This is a genomic window from Mesorhizobium huakuii, assembly GCF_030160235.1.
In the GTDB taxonomy this organism is placed as follows: Bacteria; Pseudomonadota; Alphaproteobacteria; order Rhizobiales; family Rhizobiaceae; genus Mesorhizobium; species Mesorhizobium huakuii.
This window is the reverse complement of sequence record NZ_BSNY01000030.1, coordinates 179964-197315: the sequence shown is the minus strand read 5'-3', so window position 1 is coordinate 197315 and position 17352 is coordinate 179964. Positions and strand designations below refer to the sequence as shown.

Sequence of the window (17352 nt, the reverse complement as noted above, 5' to 3'; positions counted from 1 at the left end):
ACTACGTCATTTCGAGCAAAGCGAGGATTTGCCATGTCGACCGGACCGAACCGCATTCTCGATGAATTCGCCAAGCTGATGACCGATGCCGCGGGTGCCGCGCAGGGTGTCCGGCGCGAGGTTGAGACCGCCTTCAAGGGGCAGGCGGAGCGTATCCTCAATTCGATGGACGTGGTGCAGCGCGAGGAATTCGAGGCCGCGCGCGAGATGGCCGCCAAGGCCCGGGACGAGAATGCCAGGCTTGCCGCCCGCATCGAAGCGCTCGAGGCGAAGCTCGCCGAACTCGCCGGTGATGCCGCACCAGCGGCGGCGGCGAAGCCCCGTGCAAAAAAATAATCGTTAAACTTTTCCACATAGTGCGATCCTGAAAATCGCTTTGCCGTGAATCGCTTAACGGCATTGCATGAATCTTTGTGACAGCGCCTTTCCACATGCGAATGACGCAGTGCGAAAAATTGGGCTGTTCACGCGACTCCCGATCAATAGACTGAATTTGTTGCATGATTCGGAGCAGGGTCATGCGACCGGGCGGTGGGGTCCGGTCTGGGGTCTTTGCGTCGAGAAGTAGTCTTCAGCGCGAAGTAAGTCTTGGCCGTCCGAGTTCTAGATCAGATTGTTCGTTGTGTGTGCCCTCCCGCGGAGCGTGTGGCGGCGCTCCTCAGAACGACAGGAAGCATTCCATGGAACTTCTCGAACTCGAATTCTCCCGCGAAATCCATCCGGTGGATGTTATCGAGCAGGTGGCCCACAACAATGACTGGTCCTTCGAACGGGCCGGCGACGATGAAATTTCGATCTCGGTCGCAGGCAGCTGGACCGACTATCACGTCTCCTTCTCCTGGATGGAGGATTTCGAGGCGCTGCATCTGGCCTGCGCCTTCGACATCAAGGTGCCGGAGACCCGCGCGCTGGAAGTGATGCGGCTGTTGTCGCTGATCAACGAACAGATGCTGTTCGGGCATTTCGACCTCTGGGAGCAGGAAGGCGCGATCATGTTCCGCCAGTCGCTGCTTTTGGCCGGCGGGGTCGAGCCGTCGAGCCAGCAGGTGGAGGTGCTTCTGTCGTCGGCGCTGGAAGCCTGCGAATGCTATTTCCAGGCCTTCCAGTTCGTCGTCTGGTCGGGAACCTCGGCCAAGGACGCACTGGCCGGCGTGCTGTTCGAGACCTACGGCAACGCCTGAGCAGGACGCGCATGAGTGCAAGCAAAGAGCGTAAGCCAGAGATCAGTTTTGCCGATTTTGATCGTGTCGACATCCGTGCCGGCACCATCGTCGAGGCGGAACCGTTTCCACAGGCGCGCAAGCCTGCCTTCAAGCTGAGGATCGATTTCGGACCCGACATCGGCATCAAGAAATCGTCGGCGCAGATCACCAAATATTATACGCCGGAGACTCTGGTAGGCCGGCAGGTGTTCGCGGTGGTGAATTTCCCGCCCCGCCAGATCGGGCCGTTCATGTCGGAAGTGCTGACGCTCGGCTTTCCCGACGAGGAGGGCGCCGTCGTGTTGGGCGCCATCGAGCGCAAGGTGCCGGACGGCGGGCGGCTGTTCTAGGGTTCGCCGCCGATAGTTGCGGTCGTCGCGCATTACCCGCTGTCGTCATCCACGGGCGGAGCGGGCGATCCTCGGGGGTCTGCGCGCCGGCTTCGCCGACGCTCCGCCCGTGGATGACGAAGGGAGGGTCAGGCCGCCAGCTTGCGCGTCCTGCCGAGTGCTTCCTCGACCGTGTCGAGGAACATTTCCGCACAGGCTTTCCAGCTATAGCGCATCGCGCGATCTCTGGCCTCGGCGCGGTCGACCTTGAGGGCGGCGAGCGCGGCTTCGCGCAGATCGTTGGAGACCGCGCCGCCAAAACCATCGCCGACGATGTCGATCGGCCCGGTCACCGGATAGGCGGCGACCGGCGTGCCGCTGGCCAGCGCCTCGATGATGACGTTGCCGAAGGTGTCGGTGCGGCTGGGGAAGACGAAGACATCGGCCGAGGCGTAGATCTCGGCCAGCTCGTCATTGGGACGGTGACCGAGGAAATGCGCGTTGGGATATTTCGCCCTCAGCTTGGCTAGCTCCGGACCTTCGCCGACGATCACCTTGCTGCCGGGCAGGTCGAGGTCGAGGAAGGCGGAGAGGTTCTTCTCGATGGCGACGCGGCCGACGCAGAGGAAGACCGGACCGGGGAAGCCGAGGTCCTTGCGCTTGTCCGGGCGGAAATGCTCGGTGTCGACGCCGCGCGTCCACGGCCTCAGCTTGTTGAAGCCGCGCGCCGCAAGGTCGTCGGCGAGCGACTGGGTGGCGACCAGCGTGCCCTGGCCGGAATTGTGGAAGTCGCGCAGCCAGCGATAGGCCCAGCTTTCCGGTACCGGCAGGCGGGCGCTGAGATATTCGGGAAAGCGCGTGTGATAGCTGGTGGTGAACGGCCGGCCGGCATTGCGGCAATAGCGCCGCGCCATGATGCCCAGCGGCCCTTCGGTGACGATGTGGATATGGTCGGCCTTGTAGGCGTCGATCAGGCGCGCGACATGGCCTGGGGTGGTCAGCGCCAGGCGGATGTCGGGGTAGGTCGGCAGGGGCAGCGTGCGAAAGATGTTGGGTGTCAGGAAATCCACCGCGACGTCGAAGGATTTCAGCGTTTCGGTGAGCCGCTCCAGCGTGTGGACGACGCCGTTGACCTGCGGGCGCCAGGCGTCGGTGACCATCAATATGCGCATGGCGGCCCTTTGCTGGAAAGGTCGACGGTTGCCTTGAGACGATGCCGCAACGGCGACCAGCCGGCGGCCCGCGCTTCGCTCCAGCGCACCCGGGCGGGCACGGGATCGAAGTGGGGCGGCAAGGTCGAATCAAGTGATGTCGCGCGTTTCATGCGCGCTCTTCACCATGATTTCATGACGGGCGGATGAAGCAGTCCTTCCGGGAGCATGATCTTATCCGAAAACCGGTTTCCACTTTTCGGGATCATGCTCCGCCTAGGCTGGAACCTTGATCACCGCGCGCAGGCCGCCGAGCGGGCTGTCGTCGAGGGTGATGTCGCCGCCATGGCTGCGGGCGATGTCGCGGGCGATCGAAAGGCCGAGCCCGGTGCCGCTGGCATCGAGGTTGCGGGCTTCGTCGAGCCGCACGAAGGGCTTGAAGACGTCCTCGCGCCTGTCGGCCGGAATGCCGGGACCATTGTCGTCGACGGTGACCACGAGCGAGCCACGGCCGTGATCGGCGCTGACCTCCACCGTCTTGGCATAGCGGAAGGCATTGCCGATGACGTTGGACAACAGCCGCGCGAAGGCGTTCGGCCTGACATGCACGGTCGGATCGCCGGAAAGCGTCGTCGACAGCTTGCATTTGCGCAAGGCGGCCTCGTCGCTGAGCTTCTGGAAATAGGCTTCGAGATCGAAACGTCCCGGGTCCTCCAAGGCTTCGCCGCGGGCAAAGGCGAGATAGCCTTCCAGCATCGACTGCATGTCGTCGATGTCCTGGTTGAGCGCCGCCTTGGTCTCGGCCTTGCCGCCGGCCAGCGCCAATTGCAGCTTGAAGCGGGTGAGGATGGTCCTGAGATCATGGCTGACGCCGGTCAGCATGGCGGTGCGCTGGTCGATCTGGCGCTCGATGCGTTCGCGCATCTGGATGAAGGCAAAGCCGGCGCGGCGAACCTCCTCGGCACCGCGCGGGCGAAAATCGCGCGGCATCGGCCGGCCCTTGCCGAAGCTTTCGGCGGCCTCGGCAAGCGTCAGGATCGGCCGGATCTGGTTGCGCAGGAAGGGGATGGCGATCATCAGGAGCACCAGCGAGGTGCCGACCATCCAGATCAGGAAGATGTGGGTGTTGGAGGCATAGGCCTGGCTGCGGCGCACGAAGACGCGCAGCACCTTGTTCTCGAGCTGGACGCGCACCTCGACGATGTTGGAATTGCCGACCGTGTCGATCCAGAACGGCCGGTTGATCTGGCGGGTGATCTCGGACGAGAGAACGTCGTCGAGGATCGAGAAGAACGGTTTTGGACCGGGCGGCGGCAAGGGATCCGGGGGCAGCAGATCGACCTTCAGCTGCATGCGGTCCTGGGCGATGCGGATGACGTTGGCGTAGTCGGCGTCGTGCGGGTAGGTCTCGATCAGGTCGATGATGGCGGCGATGTCGCGCACGGTGGCCTGCGACAGGCGCTGCGTCACCGTTGCCCAATGACGCTCCATGAAGACGAAAGCGACCACCGATTGCAGAAGGATCATCGGCGCGATGACGATGATCAGCGAGCGCGCGTAAAGGCGCTTGGGCATGTAGAGCGAAACGAGGCGCCAGAACCGGTTCCAGATGCGCGGCACCGCCTTGAGCGTTCGCGTGGCGCGTGCGCTCAAGCCGTCAGGTCCCGGCCCTTCCAGTTCCGTCGTCGCCATTGGCTCTTTTCATTTCGCCCGCGGCCCTCGATCAGGATGACGTTCCGTTGGATCGTCTTCCTGATCTAACTCTTTGTTGGAGCATGATCTTTTCCGAAAATCGGTTCCCACTTTTCGGGATCATGCCCTAGAGCCGCGGCCGGTATTCTATTCCACGCTAAGCCGATACCCAATACCGCGAACGGTCTGCAGCCAGACCGGGTTGGACGGATCGCGCTCGATCTTGCGGCGCAGCCGGTTGATCTGCACGTCGATGGTGCGCTCGCCGACCTCCGAATCGTCGCCGACCAGTTCGTGGCGCGGGATGGTCTCTCCGGCCCGCGCGGCAAAGATCGCCAGGATCTCCTGCTCGCGATCGGTCAGCTTCAGCGCCTCGCCGCCGCGCTTCAGTTCACGCCTGGCGATCTGGAAGGTGTAGGGGCCGAAGACCAGCTGTTCGACCTTGGGCGTGGTCGCCGGGCCGCCGCGGCGCAGGATGTTGTTGATGCGCAGGATCAGTTCGCGCGGATCGAAGGGTTTTGGCAGATAGTCGTCGGCGCCGGCCTCCAGTCCGGAGATGCGGCTGTCGGTTTCCGAAAGCGCGGTCAGCATCAGGATCGGCACGTTCTTTTCGGCGCGCAGCGATTTGGTGAGATCGACGCCGCTTTCGCCGGGCATCATGACGTCGAGCACAAGCAGGTCGAAGTCGAGGCCGGCGAGCTTGCGCCTGGCCTCGCCGGCATTGCCGGCAACGGTGACGCGAAAGCCGTTTTCGGTCAGATACTGTTTGAGAAGATTGCGGATGCGGGTGTCGTCGTCGACCACAAGCAGATGCGGCGCGTCGTCGTCCGGTGCGGCCGCCTGATCGACCCTCTCAGTGCTCTCCATGGCTTTTTCCTGACATTTTTGCGGACCCAACGTCGATCTGAGCTCTCAGTTCCGGATTGACCATCGCTTCGAGGAAGCGTTCCACCAAGGCCCGTTCGGTGGCGCTGGAATCTTCCAATGCAGCACGGATGCGGCGTGACTGTGGCCGCGCCAGGGCCAGCGCCAGGGCGCGGCCCTTGGCGGTGGGATAAAGTTCGCGCTGGCGGCGGTCGCGCGGACCTTGCAATTGCACGACATGGTCGGTGTCGATCAGTTGCTTGAGCACGCGCGCCAGGCTCTGCTTGGTGATCTTCAGCACGTCGAGCAGTTCGGCGACCGTCAGGCCCGGCCGGCGGTTGACGAAATGCAGCACCCGGTGGTGGGCACGGCCGAAGCCATAATCTGCCAGGATCTGATCGGGATCGGAGGTGAAGTCGCGATAGGCAAAGAAGAACAGTTCGATGATGGCGAAGTCTATGCCGTCCTCGACTGACATCGCGGTCCTGATCGGCTTTCCGGCGGCTGGGCTTCGATCCGTCATCATTTCTCCATGGGAACGGGAGATTATGTCAGTACTATTGACGTAATTTCCCTGCAATGGTAATTTTTGACAAGCTTTTGGGCGGATTGCGAACGAAAAGGCAAGGCAGGCCGGTTTTTCCGGAACTTCCTGAGTTTGCCAGAGCGCGATTATCCGCCTACGCTTCGCAACACTGGCCGGCTCCCCAATCACACGGCGCGGCCAAAAAGAACACGCTACGACACCAAGGATATGCGGGCCGCGACCCGCGGGAGGTTACCATGGCATCCGTTCCCTTCGATCAACTGGACGGCTTCATCTGGATGAATGGCGAATTCGTTGCGTGGGGCGACGCCAAGATCCATGTTCTGACGCACGGTCTGCACTACGCCAGCGCGGTCTTCGAGGGCGAGCGCGCCTATGGCGGCGAGATCTTCAAGCTCAACGAGCACACCGAGCGCCTGCATGAATCGGCGCGCCTGCTCGGCTTCAAGATTCCCTATTCGGTCGCCGAGCTCAACGACGCCTCGACCACGCTGTTGAAGAAGCAAGGGTTTCAGGATGCCTATGTCCGGCCGATCGCCTGGCGCGGCAGCGAGCAGATGGGCGTTTCGGCGCAGAACAACCGCATCAACGTCGCCATCGCCATCTGGCAGTGGCCGAGCTATTTCGATCCGGCGCAGAAGCTGAAGGGCATCCGCCTCGATGTCGCGGAATGGCGCCGGCCCGACCCGCGCACGGCGCCGTCGAAGTCGAAGGCCGCCGGTCTCTACATGATCTGCACCATGTCCAAGCACGCCGCCGAAGCAAAAGGCTATGCCGACGCCATGATGCTCGACTGGCGCGGCCAGGTTGCCGAGGCAACCGGCGCCAATATCTTCTTCGTCAAGGACGGCAAGATCCATACGCCCAAGCCTGATTGCTTCCTCGACGGCATCACCCGCCGCACGGTCATCGGGCTCGCCAGGGACCGTGGCCTGGACGTGATCGAACGCGCTATCCTGCCGGAAGAACTCGAAGGCTTCGAACAATGCTTCCTGACCGGAACGGCGGCGGAAGTAACGCCGGTTTCGGAGATTGGACCTTACCGATTCGAGGTTGGCGACATCGCCAAGAACCTCATGAATGACTATTCTGCGGCCGTTCAGCCAAAGCACGCGATCGCCGCAGAATAACGATAGTCACAGCTTTTCGCGCAAGCAGGGGCGGTTTTCGAGCCGCCCCTTTTATTTCAGCGTTTCTGCATTTGACTTTCAGTCAATTCGGCGTCTCATGATGGTGTCGGCCCGGGAGGCTGGCAGCTATGGAGGGACTAATCATATGGACATGAACACGCTTCTTCCGATCATTGTACAGGTGATTACGGGTATCATCGGTGGTCAGGCGGTCGGTGTTGCACTCAAGAACGCTGCGATGGGTCAGCTGCCCAAAATCCTGGGCGGTGCCATTGGCGGCGTCGGCGGAGCGGCGATCCTCGGCAGCCTGCTTGGCCACGGCGCCGTCGATCCGGCAGCGGCCGCTGCAGCGACGAGCGGTCTCGGCAGTGCGCTCAACCTCAACAACATCGTTGGCGGCGCCGGCGGTGGCGCGATCCTGACCGGGATCATCGGCGCGGTCATGGGCGCCATGAAGAAGTAAGTCTGACTGTCTCAGGTCTGTTCAAATGGGCGGCTTCGGCCGCCCATTTCCGTTTGTGCAACGTCTGACTGTTCGTGTTTCGAGGGGTGGACGCCTTTAACCGACGTCTCTACATCACCGCGTGAACATCGAAAGGACGAACATGGGTCAGCTCAATGCCGGCATCGTGCCGGTCACACCGTTCCAGCAGAATTGCACCATCCTGTTCGACATGGACGACAAGCACGGCGTCGTCGTCGATCCGGGTGGCGACATCGACAAGGTGCTGGCGGTACTGAAGGACAATGCGATCACCGCCGAGGCGATCTGGATCACGCACGGCCATATCGACCATGCCGGCGGCGCCATGGAGCTGAAGGAAGCGCTCGGCCTCGATATCATCGGCCCGCATGCAGCCGACAAGCCCTTGCTCGACAATCTGGAGAACCAGGGCAGGCGCTACGGCATTGACGGCGCGCGCAACTGCGTGCCCGACCGGTTCCTCACCGAAGGCGAGACCGTGTCCTTCGGCGGCCATTTGTTCGAGGTGCTGCATTGCCCCGGCCACGCGCCCGGCCACGTCGTCTATTACAACCGCGCGGCCAAGTTCGCCCATGTCGGCGATGTGCTGTTCCGTGGCTCGGTCGGCCGCACCGACCTGCCGGGCGGCGACCACGCGACGCTGATCGCCTCGATCAAGGAGAAACTCCTGCCGCTTGGCGATGACATCGGCTTCATCTGCGGCCACGGCCCTGGCGGCCGTTTTGGCGAGGAGCGGCGGACCAACCCCTTCCTAGTCTAGACTAGGATCAGCGCCTCCACCCGAGGTCGTAGGGTCAAAACAAAAGAGCGCTGGCCTTGCGGTCAGCGCCCTTCTTGTTCGGGGCAGGGAAGCCCTAAGCGCTTTCGCGCTTCAGAATTTAGTTTGGTCCAAGTCGCTATCCCAAAACCGCTGCGCGCTTTTGGGCGACATACTCAGTTTGCAGTGCAGAAATGCTGCTCGCCGTCATTGCCGGTGAAGGTGCCGGTGCGGGAGTTGAAGCTGCGGTAGCGGTCCGAGCAGTATTCGTACCAGTCACGCGTCCACGGTTCGGCATAGCGATCGGCATAGACCACCCGAGGCTCCGCGTAGTAGCGGCGAACCGGTGCCGGGCGGATCCGCACGTCACGATCGTAGTAACCGTCATTGTAGTAACCGTCACCGTAGTAGCGGTTAGCGTCAGGCGGTGGCTGGTCATTGGCCAGCGCGCCACCGATCAGGGCGCCGGCGGCAAGGCCAAGCACGCCGGCGGCAATGGCGTCGCCATTACCGTGGTGGCGGTGATGACGCCATTCATCGGCATTGGCCGCGGGCAGGGCCACAAGCATGGTAGCGGCCATGGCGGCGGACAGCACGGCTGTCTTGAAAATTCTGTTCATCTTGGTCTCCTTCGTACCAGACCGTGCAGTTTTGCAGGGGATGCGGTCCGGCTTTACCCAAGACTAATATGCGACCGTGGCTGAACGGAGGCTGAACGGATTTCGACCTGCCGGCTAAGAGGGAGCGTCAAGAACCAGGCTCCGATCGAGCTGGGCTGCCCTGCTGGAGCCGACAGTCTGAAGCCGGCTCAGCCGACCGACAGGTTGACGGCCTTGGGTCCCTTGCCGCGCTTGTCCGGCTCGGTGTCGAATGTTACTTTCTGCCCATCTTCGAGACCGGGAAGACCCGACGCCTGCACGGCCGAAATATGGACGAAGACATCCTTCGCGCCATCGTCCGGCGTGATGAAGCCGAAGCCTTTGGCATGGTTGAAGAATTTGACGGTGCCGGTCTGCGGCATGGGAAACTCCTTTGATCCCATAAACTCCAGTCTCGGGCCGGCAAATGCCCGAGAGGAAATTTGTCCTTTATTTTAGCGTCATCGGCAAGAGAAAGTTTTGCGGGCACTTAAAGCGCCTTAAGCCCTTGTTGTGATGCATGTCGTTGACCGGGAGCCGGATCCACTTCCGGGCTACATGCACTTATGCTGCGCCGCGGGTATGAAAAAAGGCGCGACGAAAATCGCCGCGCCTTTCAAAAATCTGTCTGCGTGCCCACAGGCTGGGCAAGCTGCGAACCCTCGTTCGCTCGCCGTCAGGGACGCGCGGCGCCGAAGGTTCAGGCAGCGCGGAGGTTGACCGCCTTCGGGCCCTTGCCCATGCGGTCCGGCTCGACGTCGAAGGTGACCTTCTGGCCGTCGACGAGCGTGCGCAGGCCCGATGCCTCGATCGCGGAAATATGGACGAACACGTCCTTGGCGCCGCCGTCGGGCGTGATGAAACCGAAGCCTTTGGTCGCGTTGAAGAATTTAACGGTGCCGGTCTGGGCCATTGGGGAAACTCCTTCACCCGTTCAGTCTTTGGTGGTCCTGCCCGCCACCTGGCGTCGAGGGCAGTTCCCGGTGGTTGCTTTCGGCAGTCATGCATTGGCGCATGGTCAAACCCCCCGCCGAAAAACGGGGCCGTCAGAGATTCACAGTATCGGGGAAAGGTCGTCCAAAACGTTCCGCTCTCCGGGTCGCAAATGCCCGAACACGGAATTTATCGCACGGAAACGTGAAGGTTGCAAGATAGCGCCGCGGGCCGCCACACTGAGCGCATCCCGACGCAAGAATCGACCGATCTGAGCGTCGACGGGCCGCAAATAGGCCTCGTTGCCGGGCCGGTCATTGACCCACGAAGGGGATCGCGCATGGGCCAGTGTCGCCAGCGGACGCCGGTCATGGCCTGTAACCGCCGTTTCGTCGCAACCGCGGTTGCATCAGGCTGCGTTGCATTTGGCAGGGGAATGGCGAGGATCGCGATCGGGGATGGGATCGAGGGAGAAATCACCATGAAATTCCTGGCGTCGGTTTTTTCGCGGCAAGGGTTTGCCGTCCTGTTCCTGTCGGCGATTCTGGCCGCCTGCACCGTGGTCGTCGATGACGGGCCGGGACCACGCCCGCGTCCGCCGCGTCCCGAACCGGAATTCTGCACCAGGCAATACGAGCCGGTCTGCGCCCGGCGCGGCGGCGACCGCCAGACCTTTGCCAATAGCTGCCTCGCGGACCGCGCCGGCTACCGCATCGTGCGCGACGGCCCCTGCCGCGGCGACGGCGGCGATGGTGGTGGTGGCGAAGAGCAGACGTTCTGCACCCGCGAATACGCCCCCGTCTGCGCCCGCCGCCATGGCGAGATGCGCAGCTTCTCCAATGCCTGCGAAGCCCGCGCCGCGGACTACCGCATCGTCGGCGATGGCCCGTGCTGAGACGGCAGGTCCGCCTTCTCCTACGCAGGGGAGAAGGCGGATGCTGCTTGAAACAAGAGTTAGGCCTTGCCAGCCGGCACTTTCGCCCGCCGGCAATAGGCAATGAACTCGGCCGCGGGCATGGGCCCGGCGAACAGCCAGCCCTGGCCGTAGTCGACATCGCGTTCCTTGAGGTAATCGGCCTGGGCCCGCGTTTCGACGCCTTCGGCGACAATCTTCAGCTTCAGCGTCTTGGCCATGTCGATGATGTGCGGCGTGACCGAGCTGGTGGCGGAGTTCGTGCTGATCGTGTCGATGAACGACTTGTCGATCTTGAGTGCATCCAGCGGCAGCCCTTCGAGATAGGACAGGCTCGAATAGCCGGTGCCGAAGTCGTCGATCACCACCGCATGGCCAAGTTCGCGGGCACGCGCGAGCGTCGATCGCGCCGCCTCGATATCCACGAAGCCGCGCTCCGTCGCCTCGAGCCAGATCTGCCGCGGCTGGATTCCCGTATGCTGCAGCGCCTTAGAGATAACCGGCAGAACCCGCTCCGTGCCGACGTCGGTCGCGCTGAGGTTGATGGCGATGTGAAGGGAACGATCGGCAACCAGAAGGCTGTTGAGATCGGACACGACGAGCGCAATGACCTGATCGGTGATCGCCGTGATCAGTCCGCTCTCCTCGGCAAGCGGAATGAAATGATCGGGCCGGACCAGGGATCCGTCTGGCCGCTTCCAGCGCACCAGCGCTTCCGCGCCGATGCAAATGCCGGTCCTGAGTTCGACGATCGGCTGATAGTGGACGATGAATTCGCGCTTGCGCACGGCGATCTGCAATTCGCCCAGGGGCGAAAGCCGCCTTCGCGACAGCCAGACGACCAGGCCGATGATGAAGGCGGCAATGAAGGCGCCAAGCGGGAGCAGCAGACGCTGTTGCCGGCGCACGCCGTCCAGGATCTGGCTTTGCGGTTCGGTGGCGACGGCGATCCAGCCGGTCCCGCGCGCCGTGGCAAACAGGAGATCGTCGTCCATGCCTTCTTCAGGACCGGCGACGATCTTGCCGATGCGGGCGGGATCGGGGCCGTTCAGCGCGCCGACCAGAATGCCGTTTTCCGTCGTCAGGGCAAGTTGGACGCCGGGGTCGACGATAATGTCGGCAAAGCGCACCGGATCGACAAGGGCGTTGTGGTCCTTGTAGCGCAGCGCCATCAGCGTGTGGCCCGCGCTCATCACCGGCTGCATGCGAGCGGTGACGGCAATGCCGTCGCTGGTGACGAAGTCCGGCTTCGATTGCGCGACGCGGCCGTCGGTCGGTCCCCATGACGAGCATTTGAGCAGGCCATTTTCGAAATAGCCCATTTCCTCGATGGTGCGTGTGTTGATGGTGAGCTGCCGCATGCGGGCGATGTGGTCCGCCGAACAGGGGATGCCGGTGAACCGGCCGATCTGCCGCAAGGCATCCCGCGCTTCGTCGAGTGACATGTCGGCCCTGGCGATGGCGCGGCTGGCGAACAGATGCAGCCGTTCGTGTTCGTTCTGGACGGCCTGGATCCATGAAAGGTGAAACATCGCCGCGATGGGCGCGATGGCGCCAGCCAAGCCCAGCACCACCGCCGTCACGATGATGCGTGGCCTGTCCATGCGCCTCCTGCCTCGGCCGTGGCCGGCGATCTTGCCAGCTGAAATAGTCTCGAGCCCCCGATTTCGGCGGCAGGCGGATCTTATGTCTTCGTCCTTACACGAACTTTAATGGGGCCCGCGGCAAGCGCGGCTTCTTCAACAGCCGGCTAGGATGGATAGGCTCCATCGGCCGGCCCGGCATAGAGCTCGCTGCCGTGCTCATCGGAAATGCGCAGGCGGTCGGGGATTTGCGGCATTGCGAGCGTGTGGAAGAGTGCGGCCGCGGCCTGCAAGGCGGCGCGCAAGGTCGGCGCTTCCAGCGACACCTTGTCGAGCGTTGCCTCCTCGGCGTCACGCGACCGGTAGAACTCGATGACGAAGTTCAAGCGAGCCTCCGTGGCAGGACTTGGATGGGCCTGTTGTCAGTTCATCGCCTGCCCAAGGCAGGGGATGGGGCGCATGCGAGGCGCGCCCCAAGGCTGTCAGCCCTTGGGCTTCGGCTTCAGGCCGCTCTCGGCCTGCTTGACCGACGAACCGAACGGGGAGGCGGGCTTGGCCACCACCTTGTCTTTCTTCGGCTTGCGCGCTTCGCGATTGCTTCGCTGTTGACCTTTGGACATGGACTGCTCCTTGTTCGTGTTGGTTGGCCGTTCGGGGGGCTCAGATCGACGGGTTGTTGGCGACAGCCGGATTGTCGGCCGGTTCCAGATTGTCTTCCGTGGTGACCCGCTCGTGGGTCTCCTGCTCGCTGCGGATACGGTATTGCGGCGAGCCGTCCTTGACCGGCAGCCTGCTCTTGATCTGGAACAGTTCCGCCGTCTTCTGGACGAGGCCGGTGCGGCTCTTCATGCGCACCGTCTGGCCGATGGCGAAAAGATGCGAGGGCGTATCGGTGCGCGGACGCGCATTCTGCTGGAAACGGATCATGCTGCATTCTCCCGGTCGCGCTTCAGCGCGGATTCGAGTTCGAGGTGGTCGATGGCGACAAGCTGGCTGGTTGTGGGATTCTTCACCGCCCTTGCGGGCAGGTGGATGAAGGTGGCGACGCGGCGCCAGGCGATGCGTGACATGCCCTCGATCAGCTCTTCATCATGATCGATGTCGTAGTCGCCGGCCGGCAACGGTCCTTCCAGGCCTCCCAGCATGAAGGATGCCGTGAAATGGGCGATGGAATGGGTGGTGCGGTCCGGCATTGTCCTGGCCTTGGTTGGTTCACGCCTTGGGCGTCACGTAAAACAGCGGCCTGAACGCAAAAAAGCGGGGACGAGCCCCGCTTTTCTATTTCCGGCAATCGCTGGAAATAAGCCGCTTTCGAGAGCTGCCAGTACATCCGTGGTCAGCGTTCATCGAATTCGGCCGGATCAGATCAGTTGCAGATTGGCGGCGGACTCGCGGCCCTTGCCGTCAGGCTCCAGGTCGAACTGCAGCTTCTGGCCCTCGGCGAGGCCGGGAAAGCCGGCACGCTCCAGCGCGCTGACATGGACGAAGACGTCCTTGCCGCCTTCGGCTGGCTGAATGAAGCCAAAACCCTTCTGGCCATTGTAGAATTTCACGATTCCGGTGGTCATATCTGTCTTTCGCGGATTGAAAAATCGTCGCAGGGCGAACGTGCCGTGCGTCCAGTATCGACGATTTGGGATGAGATTGGCGGGTCGAGAACCTCTGACGCCGCGAGATGCCAATTCTGGCCAAAACGATCTTCTCTATATAGATCGATTGGGGTCCCTGTTCAAGGTGATTCAGAAATCAATCCCGCTCTGATCGAAAAATAGATCGCTATATGCGTTCAGATATTTCTGCTATGGGTTGCGCATATTTCAAAAAAATCTTGAGAGCGCGCCGAGGTATTTCCTCTGCGCACATATTTTTATTTACTCTAGAATGAGGACGAACCATGGTTTCCACAAGAGGCTCAAGGGGTAAGACCGTCGCGGTCAATCCGGTCATCAAGCCAATCGCCATCCACGCCATTGCCGTTGGTCCCACCGGCCAGCCCATCATCGTCAAGTCGGCACGGCTGACCATCAGAAGCGATGAGGCGGCAAGGCGGACGATCTCCGATACCGATGGCACGGTGAGGCGGGCGAGGCAGGTTGCCGAGACCAACCGCCTGATCTGATCGCTCAAGGCATCCCGAAAGACCTCGGAACCCTGCGAAGACTTGAACCTGCCGCGCCAATGGCCTAGATCGCAGCAGGCGGACAAACACGGCAGGTTTCCCATTAACAGAGATCAAAGACGAGCGGCGAGTGCGGGGACAAGGTCTGGCGCGGGCGGACAGCCGCCGCTGGGTCTCGACCAGTATGTCCAGCAGGCCCTGCAACTGCACCAGGCCGGGCGCCGGCAAGAGGCAGAATCGATCTATCGGCAGTTGTTGGCGCGCCAGCCCAAACACGCGGCGGCGGCGCATTTCCTGGGGCTGCTGCTGCACCAGACCGGGCGCAGCGAAGAAGGGTTGGATCTCATCGAGCGGTCGGTGAGCCTGCAGCCGACGAACGCCGATTTCCTCAACAATTTCGGTACGGTGATGCGCGATCTCGGCCGTGTCACCGCGGCAATCGACTTCTTCCGCGGCGCGGTGGATCTGCGGCCGGAGCAGCTCGCCGCGCGCGACAATCTCGGCTCGTCGCTGAAGCAGATCGGCCGGTTCGAGGAGGCCGAAGAGATTTACCGCGGCACGGTCGCGCGCAATCCCTTCCATGTGCGCGCCCGCATCGGGCTTGCCGAAACCCTGCAGGAAGCCGCTCGCCTGGACGAGGCGCTGGCTGTGTTTCGCGAGTCGCTGACCATCCGCCCCAGGGATGCCGACCTTCTGCACGGGCTCGGCGTCGGGCTGATGGAAAAGGGCAAGCTCGACGAGGCGGCCGACCTGTTCCGGCAGGCGCTGGCGGTCAACCCGGGCATGGCCAAGGCCTGGCTGATGTTGTCGCAGGTCAAGCGCCAGAAGGAGCGCGATGCCGAATTGGCCGGCATGGAAGCGCAGCACGCCAAGGTGCCGCAGGACAGCCTGGCGCGCATGCAGCTGTCGTTCGGCCTCGGCAAGGCCAATGACGACTTGAAGGATTATGAGAAGGCCTTCGACTATTTCGCCGAAGGCAATGCCATTCGCCGCAAGGGGATCAACTATGATCCCGTCAGGACGCGCGAGGAATTCGCGGCGATGAAGACGGTGTTCGATGCCGGCTTCTTCGAAAGGCACAGACCGAGCCCGATCACCGATGACGCGCCGATCTTCGTCGTCGGCATGCCGCGTTCGGGCACGACGCTGGTCGAGCAGATCATCGCCAGCCATCCGCAGGTCTATGGCGCGGGCGAGCTCAGCATCCTGAAGAACGCGGTCGGCAAGCAGTTCCCGGCGACCATGCCAGGTGGCTTTCCGTGGGGCGTATCGGATACGGACGATGCGGATTTCGCCGAGGCGGGCCGGGCCTATCTCGACATGCTGCATGCCCGCTATCCGCATGTCAGCCACGTCACCGACAAGATGCCGGGCAATTTCCTGCTTGTCGGCTTCATCCATATGATGATGCCGAAGGCCAGGATCATCCATTGCGCCCGCGATGCGGCGGCAACCTGCCTGTCGATCTACAAGGTGCATTTCCGCGGCGACAGCCACCGCTATGGCTATGACCTCGGCGAGCTCGCCGACTTCCACAATCTCTACACCGACATCATGGCGCATTGGCACAAGGTGCTGCCCGGCGTCGTGCATGATGTGCGCTACGAGGATTTCGTCGCCGACCAGGAAGGCCAGAGCCGGGCGCTCATCGACTATCTCGGCCTGCCATGGGACGATGCCGTGCTGTCGTTCCACGAGACCGACCGGCCGGTGCGCACGGCGTCCGCCGCGCAGGTGCGCCAGCCTATGTATCAAGGCTCGGTCGACCTGTGGAAACGCTATGGCGACCGGCTGAAGCCGCTCCTCGACAAGCTGGACTGATATTGCGGTGAGGCCGAGCCGAGAGCGGCGGTTCTCTCCGCTTCCGGTACTCACGTACTTGAAGTACGTTCCGTTCCGGTTCTCGGAAACGGCCTGACCTCAATCTCAACCTACCTTGGGGCAGAGCAATTCAGAGCTCGATGAAGGGCTGGAAGCCGCCGAAGATCATCCGCTTCATGTCGAACGGCATGGCGCCCATATCGGGTGTCAAACGCGGGTCGGCCATCACCTTGGCCATCACCGTGTCGCGGCTTTGCCTGGATTCGTAAACCGCCCAGGCGAAGACGACGATCTCGTCGTCAGTTGCCTGAACGGCACGTGGAAACGAGGTCAGTTCCCCGTAGGGAATGTCGTCGCCGATGCATTCGACATAGGCCAGTGCACCGTGCTCCATCCATATGGGGCCTGCGAGGTTGGCCAGTTTCTTGTAGTCGTCGAGTTTGGCCTTTGGCACGGCAAGCACGAAACCATCGACATAGGACATGGTGAACTCCTTTGCTGAAAACCGGGCGCCGGGTCGGCGGGGATACGACCCGGCGCGGTGAGCGCGTCAGCCCTGACGGGCGACGCCTGCTCGCTACTTCACGGGCGCGTTCATCGCCCAGGCGACGCCGAACGGATCGTTCAGCTGGCCCCAGCGGTCGCCCCAGAACATCACCTGCAGCGGCGTGACCACTTCGCAGCCGGCATCGACGGCGCGCTGCCACCAGTCGTCGATGTCGCCATCGTCGAGATGGAGCTGCAGCGTGTAGCCTTGCGCCGCCTTGTGCGGATGGCCGTGCTCGGGATAGGCATCGCCCAGCATCAGCGTCGAGCCGTTGACGTGGAGATGGATGTGCATGGTGCGGCCCTGCTCGTCGGCCGGGTAGGCGAAGACCTGCTTGGCGCCAAAGGCCTTCTTGTAGAAATCGGCGGCCTTGAAGGCGCCGTCCACCTGCAGATAGGGGGTCAATCCGCCGAGCACTTCTGCCCTGGGCTGAACGGGGGTCTGGTCAGTCATGTCTTGCTCCTCTTTGCGTTCGGCTTGGCCTTGCGAACCAAAGGACGCACGAGGAGACGGCAATCCTACATGGCCGCGCGAATTTTTTTGGCGAGCCAGTCTCCGACGGGCCGTACAAGCGGCGGCTTGAACGGAAGGCGTGAAACGAACTTGCGCCCGCGGCCCTCAATCAGAGCGCAATTCTCGCAG

At 62.5% G+C, this 17352-nt stretch carries 24 protein-coding genes; 9 read left to right on the top strand and 15 right to left on the bottom strand.

Annotated features, from left to right (window positions below; translation table 11 throughout):
• The first annotated feature begins 33 nt into the window (after positions 1–33).
• The 3 genes from QQK95_RS16860 to QQK95_RS16850 all read left to right on the top strand — a co-directional run bounded on the left by QQK95_RS16860 (position 34) and on the right by QQK95_RS16850 (position 1552).
• Positions 34–336, top strand: coding sequence for an accessory factor UbiK family protein (locus QQK95_RS16860; protein ID WP_027055368.1), 303 nt, complete (start codon positions 34–36; stop codon positions 334–336).
• Positions 337–680: 344 nt separating this feature from the next.
• Positions 681–1181 (top strand): type III secretion system chaperone family protein, encoded by a 501-nt coding sequence (locus QQK95_RS16855; RefSeq protein ID WP_013893499.1) that lies wholly within the window; start codon positions 681–683, stop codon positions 1179–1181.
• A gap of 11 nt (positions 1182–1192) precedes the next feature.
• The gene (locus tag QQK95_RS16850) at positions 1193–1552 is read left to right on the top strand and encodes a tRNA-binding protein (RefSeq protein ID WP_284274722.1); all 360 of its coding nucleotides are present in this window, start codon (positions 1193–1195) and stop codon (positions 1550–1552) included.
• 128 nt (positions 1553–1680) lie between these two features.
• On the opposite strand, the gene QQK95_RS16845 is transcribed toward QQK95_RS16850, so the two are convergent.
• The 4 genes from QQK95_RS16845 to QQK95_RS16830 all read right to left on the bottom strand — a co-directional run bounded on the left by QQK95_RS16845 (position 1681) and on the right by QQK95_RS16830 (position 5761).
• The gene (locus QQK95_RS16845; RefSeq protein ID WP_284274720.1) at positions 1681–2703 is read right to left on the bottom strand and encodes a glycosyltransferase family 4 protein; all 1023 of its coding nucleotides are present in this window, start codon (positions 2701–2703) and stop codon (positions 1681–1683) included.
• A gap of 255 nt (positions 2704–2958) precedes the next feature.
• Entirely contained in the window at positions 2959–4374 is a 1416-nt protein-coding gene (locus QQK95_RS16840; protein ID WP_284274717.1) for an ATP-binding protein, read from the bottom strand.
• 147 nt (positions 4375–4521) lie between these two features.
• The gene (locus QQK95_RS16835) at positions 4522–5241 is read right to left on the bottom strand and encodes a response regulator (RefSeq protein WP_115142172.1); all 720 of its coding nucleotides are present in this window, start codon (positions 5239–5241) and stop codon (positions 4522–4524) included.
• Positions 5228–5761 carry a MarR family winged helix-turn-helix transcriptional regulator gene (locus tag QQK95_RS16830; protein ID WP_284274711.1) on the bottom strand — a complete coding sequence of 178 codons (534 nt, stop codon included), beginning with the start codon at positions 5759–5761 and terminating at the stop codon, positions 5228–5230. The genes QQK95_RS16835 and QQK95_RS16830 overlap by 14 nt, the downstream gene beginning before the upstream one ends.
• Positions 5762–6021: 260 nt before the next feature.
• Between QQK95_RS16830 and QQK95_RS16825 the strand changes: the two genes are divergently transcribed.
• The 3 genes from QQK95_RS16825 to QQK95_RS16815 all read left to right on the top strand — a co-directional run bounded on the left by QQK95_RS16825 (position 6022) and on the right by QQK95_RS16815 (position 8159).
• Entirely contained in the window at positions 6022–6915 is an 894-nt protein-coding gene (locus tag QQK95_RS16825; protein ID WP_284274709.1) for a branched-chain amino acid aminotransferase, read from the top strand.
• Between the two features lie 145 nt (positions 6916–7060).
• Entirely contained in the window at positions 7061–7378 is a 318-nt protein-coding gene (locus QQK95_RS16820) for a hypothetical protein (RefSeq protein ID WP_140889270.1), read from the top strand.
• A gap of 142 nt (positions 7379–7520) precedes the next feature.
• On the top strand, positions 7521–8159 hold the full coding sequence (locus QQK95_RS16815; RefSeq protein ID WP_284274707.1) for an MBL fold metallo-hydrolase: 639 nt from the start codon (positions 7521–7523) through the stop codon (positions 8157–8159).
• 173 nt (positions 8160–8332) lie between these two features.
• Here QQK95_RS16815 and QQK95_RS16810 read toward each other — a convergent pair whose 3' ends face one another.
• The 3 genes from QQK95_RS16810 to QQK95_RS16800 form a co-directional block, all read right to left on the bottom strand.
• Positions 8333–8776 carry a BA14K family protein gene (locus QQK95_RS16810; RefSeq protein WP_284274705.1) on the bottom strand — a complete coding sequence of 148 codons (444 nt, stop codon included), beginning with the start codon at positions 8774–8776 and terminating at the stop codon, positions 8333–8335.
• Positions 8777–8964: 188 nt separating this feature from the next.
• The gene (locus QQK95_RS16805; RefSeq protein WP_008877668.1) at positions 8965–9177 is read right to left on the bottom strand and encodes a cold-shock protein; all 213 of its coding nucleotides are present in this window, start codon (positions 9175–9177) and stop codon (positions 8965–8967) included.
• Positions 9178–9494: 317 nt separating this feature from the next.
• A complete protein-coding gene (locus QQK95_RS16800; RefSeq protein ID WP_006202520.1) occupies positions 9495–9707 on the bottom strand; it encodes a cold-shock protein in 213 nt (70 codons plus the stop codon).
• 501 nt (positions 9708–10208) lie between these two features.
• Here QQK95_RS16800 and QQK95_RS16795 point away from each other — a divergent pair.
• Complete coding sequence (locus QQK95_RS16795; protein ID WP_284274630.1) at positions 10209–10622, top strand: Kazal-type serine protease inhibitor domain-containing protein; 414 nt, start codon at positions 10209–10211, stop codon at positions 10620–10622.
• Between the two features lie 59 nt (positions 10623–10681).
• Here QQK95_RS16795 and QQK95_RS16790 read toward each other — a convergent pair whose 3' ends face one another.
• The 6 genes from QQK95_RS16790 to QQK95_RS16765 all read right to left on the bottom strand — a co-directional run bounded on the left by QQK95_RS16790 (position 10682) and on the right by QQK95_RS16765 (position 13791).
• The gene (locus QQK95_RS16790) at positions 10682–12244 is read right to left on the bottom strand and encodes an EAL domain-containing protein (RefSeq protein ID WP_284274627.1); all 1563 of its coding nucleotides are present in this window, start codon (positions 12242–12244) and stop codon (positions 10682–10684) included.
• Between the two features lie 146 nt (positions 12245–12390).
• The gene (locus QQK95_RS16785) at positions 12391–12609 is read right to left on the bottom strand and encodes a hypothetical protein (protein WP_019860622.1); all 219 of its coding nucleotides are present in this window, start codon (positions 12607–12609) and stop codon (positions 12391–12393) included.
• A 96-nt stretch (positions 12610–12705) separates the two neighbouring features.
• Positions 12706–12843, bottom strand: coding sequence for a hypothetical protein (locus tag QQK95_RS16780; RefSeq protein ID WP_284274623.1), 138 nt, complete (start codon positions 12841–12843; stop codon positions 12706–12708).
• Between the two features lie 40 nt (positions 12844–12883).
• Positions 12884–13150: a hypothetical protein gene (locus QQK95_RS16775; protein WP_284274621.1), complete on the bottom strand. Its 267-nt coding sequence runs from the start codon at positions 13148–13150 to the stop codon at positions 12884–12886.
• Positions 13147–13416: a hypothetical protein gene (locus QQK95_RS16770; protein WP_199644013.1), complete on the bottom strand. Its 270-nt coding sequence runs from the start codon at positions 13414–13416 to the stop codon at positions 13147–13149. The genes QQK95_RS16775 and QQK95_RS16770 overlap by 4 nt, the downstream gene beginning before the upstream one ends.
• A 168-nt stretch (positions 13417–13584) precedes the next feature.
• Entirely contained in the window at positions 13585–13791 is a 207-nt protein-coding gene (locus QQK95_RS16765) for a cold-shock protein (protein ID WP_284274618.1), read from the bottom strand.
• A gap of 326 nt (positions 13792–14117) precedes the next feature.
• Here QQK95_RS16765 and QQK95_RS16760 point away from each other — a divergent pair, with 326 nt between their 5' ends.
• Positions 14118–14342 carry a hypothetical protein gene (locus tag QQK95_RS16760; protein WP_284274616.1) on the top strand — a complete coding sequence of 75 codons (225 nt, stop codon included), beginning with the start codon at positions 14118–14120 and terminating at the stop codon, positions 14340–14342.
• A gap of 42 nt (positions 14343–14384) precedes the next feature.
• Positions 14385–16163 carry a tetratricopeptide repeat-containing sulfotransferase family protein gene (locus QQK95_RS16755; RefSeq protein WP_284274614.1) on the top strand — a complete coding sequence of 593 codons (1779 nt, stop codon included), beginning with the start codon at positions 14385–14387 and terminating at the stop codon, positions 16161–16163.
• Positions 16164–16293: 130 nt separating this feature from the next.
• Here the strand turns inward: QQK95_RS16755 and QQK95_RS16750 are convergent, their stop codons facing one another.
• On the bottom strand, positions 16294–16647 hold the full coding sequence (locus QQK95_RS16750; protein ID WP_284274612.1) for a DUF1428 domain-containing protein: 354 nt from the start codon (positions 16645–16647) through the stop codon (positions 16294–16296).
• 93 nt (positions 16648–16740) lie between these two features.
• Entirely contained in the window at positions 16741–17163 is a 423-nt protein-coding gene (locus tag QQK95_RS16745) for a VOC family protein (RefSeq protein WP_284274609.1), read from the bottom strand.
• Between the last annotated feature and the right edge of the window lie 189 nt (positions 17164–17352).

Coding starts and splice junctions, on each gene's coding strand:
- QQK95_RS16775 (WP_284274621.1), bottom strand. CDS start 13,150: ATGATCCGTTTCCAGCAGAATGCGCGTCCGCGCACCGATACGCCCTCG.
- QQK95_RS16820 (WP_140889270.1), top strand. CDS start 7,061: ATGGACATGAACACGCTTCTTCCGATCATTGTACAGGTGATTACGGGT.
- QQK95_RS16810 (WP_284274705.1), bottom strand. CDS start 8,776: ATGAACAGAATTTTCAAGACAGCCGTGCTGTCCGCCGCCATGGCCGCT.
- QQK95_RS16780 (WP_284274623.1), bottom strand. CDS start 12,843: ATGTCCAAAGGTCAACAGCGAAGCAATCGCGAAGCGCGCAAGCCGAAG.
- QQK95_RS16835 (WP_115142172.1), bottom strand. CDS start 5,241: ATGGAGAGCACTGAGAGGGTCGATCAGGCGGCCGCACCGGACGACGAC.
- QQK95_RS16760 (WP_284274616.1), top strand. CDS start 14,118: ATGGTTTCCACAAGAGGCTCAAGGGGTAAGACCGTCGCGGTCAATCCG.
- QQK95_RS16790 (WP_284274627.1), bottom strand. CDS start 12,244: ATGGACAGGCCACGCATCATCGTGACGGCGGTGGTGCTGGGCTTGGCT.
- QQK95_RS16765 (WP_284274618.1), bottom strand. CDS start 13,791: ATGACCACCGGAATCGTGAAATTCTACAATGGCCAGAAGGGTTTTGGC.
- QQK95_RS16850 (WP_284274722.1), top strand. CDS start 1,193: ATGAGTGCAAGCAAAGAGCGTAAGCCAGAGATCAGTTTTGCCGATTTT.
- QQK95_RS16825 (WP_284274709.1), top strand. CDS start 6,022: ATGGCATCCGTTCCCTTCGATCAACTGGACGGCTTCATCTGGATGAAT.
- QQK95_RS16860 (WP_027055368.1), top strand. CDS start 34: ATGTCGACCGGACCGAACCGCATTCTCGATGAATTCGCCAAGCTGATG.
- QQK95_RS16750 (WP_284274612.1), bottom strand. CDS start 16,647: ATGTCCTATGTCGATGGTTTCGTGCTTGCCGTGCCAAAGGCCAAACTC.
- QQK95_RS16845 (WP_284274720.1), bottom strand. CDS start 2,703: ATGCGCATATTGATGGTCACCGACGCCTGGCGCCCGCAGGTCAACGGC.
- QQK95_RS16830 (WP_284274711.1), bottom strand. CDS start 5,761: ATGACGGATCGAAGCCCAGCCGCCGGAAAGCCGATCAGGACCGCGATG.
- QQK95_RS16805 (WP_008877668.1), bottom strand. CDS start 9,177: ATGCCGCAGACCGGCACCGTCAAATTCTTCAACCATGCCAAAGGCTTC.
- QQK95_RS16855 (WP_013893499.1), top strand. CDS start 681: ATGGAACTTCTCGAACTCGAATTCTCCCGCGAAATCCATCCGGTGGAT.
- QQK95_RS16745 (WP_284274609.1), bottom strand. CDS start 17,163: ATGACTGACCAGACCCCCGTTCAGCCCAGGGCAGAAGTGCTCGGCGGA.
- QQK95_RS16815 (WP_284274707.1), top strand. CDS start 7,521: ATGGGTCAGCTCAATGCCGGCATCGTGCCGGTCACACCGTTCCAGCAG.
- QQK95_RS16795 (WP_284274630.1), top strand. CDS start 10,209: ATGAAATTCCTGGCGTCGGTTTTTTCGCGGCAAGGGTTTGCCGTCCTG.
- QQK95_RS16770 (WP_199644013.1), bottom strand. CDS start 13,416: ATGCCGGACCGCACCACCCATTCCATCGCCCATTTCACGGCATCCTTC.
- QQK95_RS16800 (WP_006202520.1), bottom strand. CDS start 9,707: ATGGCCCAGACCGGCACCGTTAAATTCTTCAACGCGACCAAAGGCTTC.
- QQK95_RS16840 (WP_284274717.1), bottom strand. CDS start 4,374: ATGGCGACGACGGAACTGGAAGGGCCGGGACCTGACGGCTTGAGCGCA.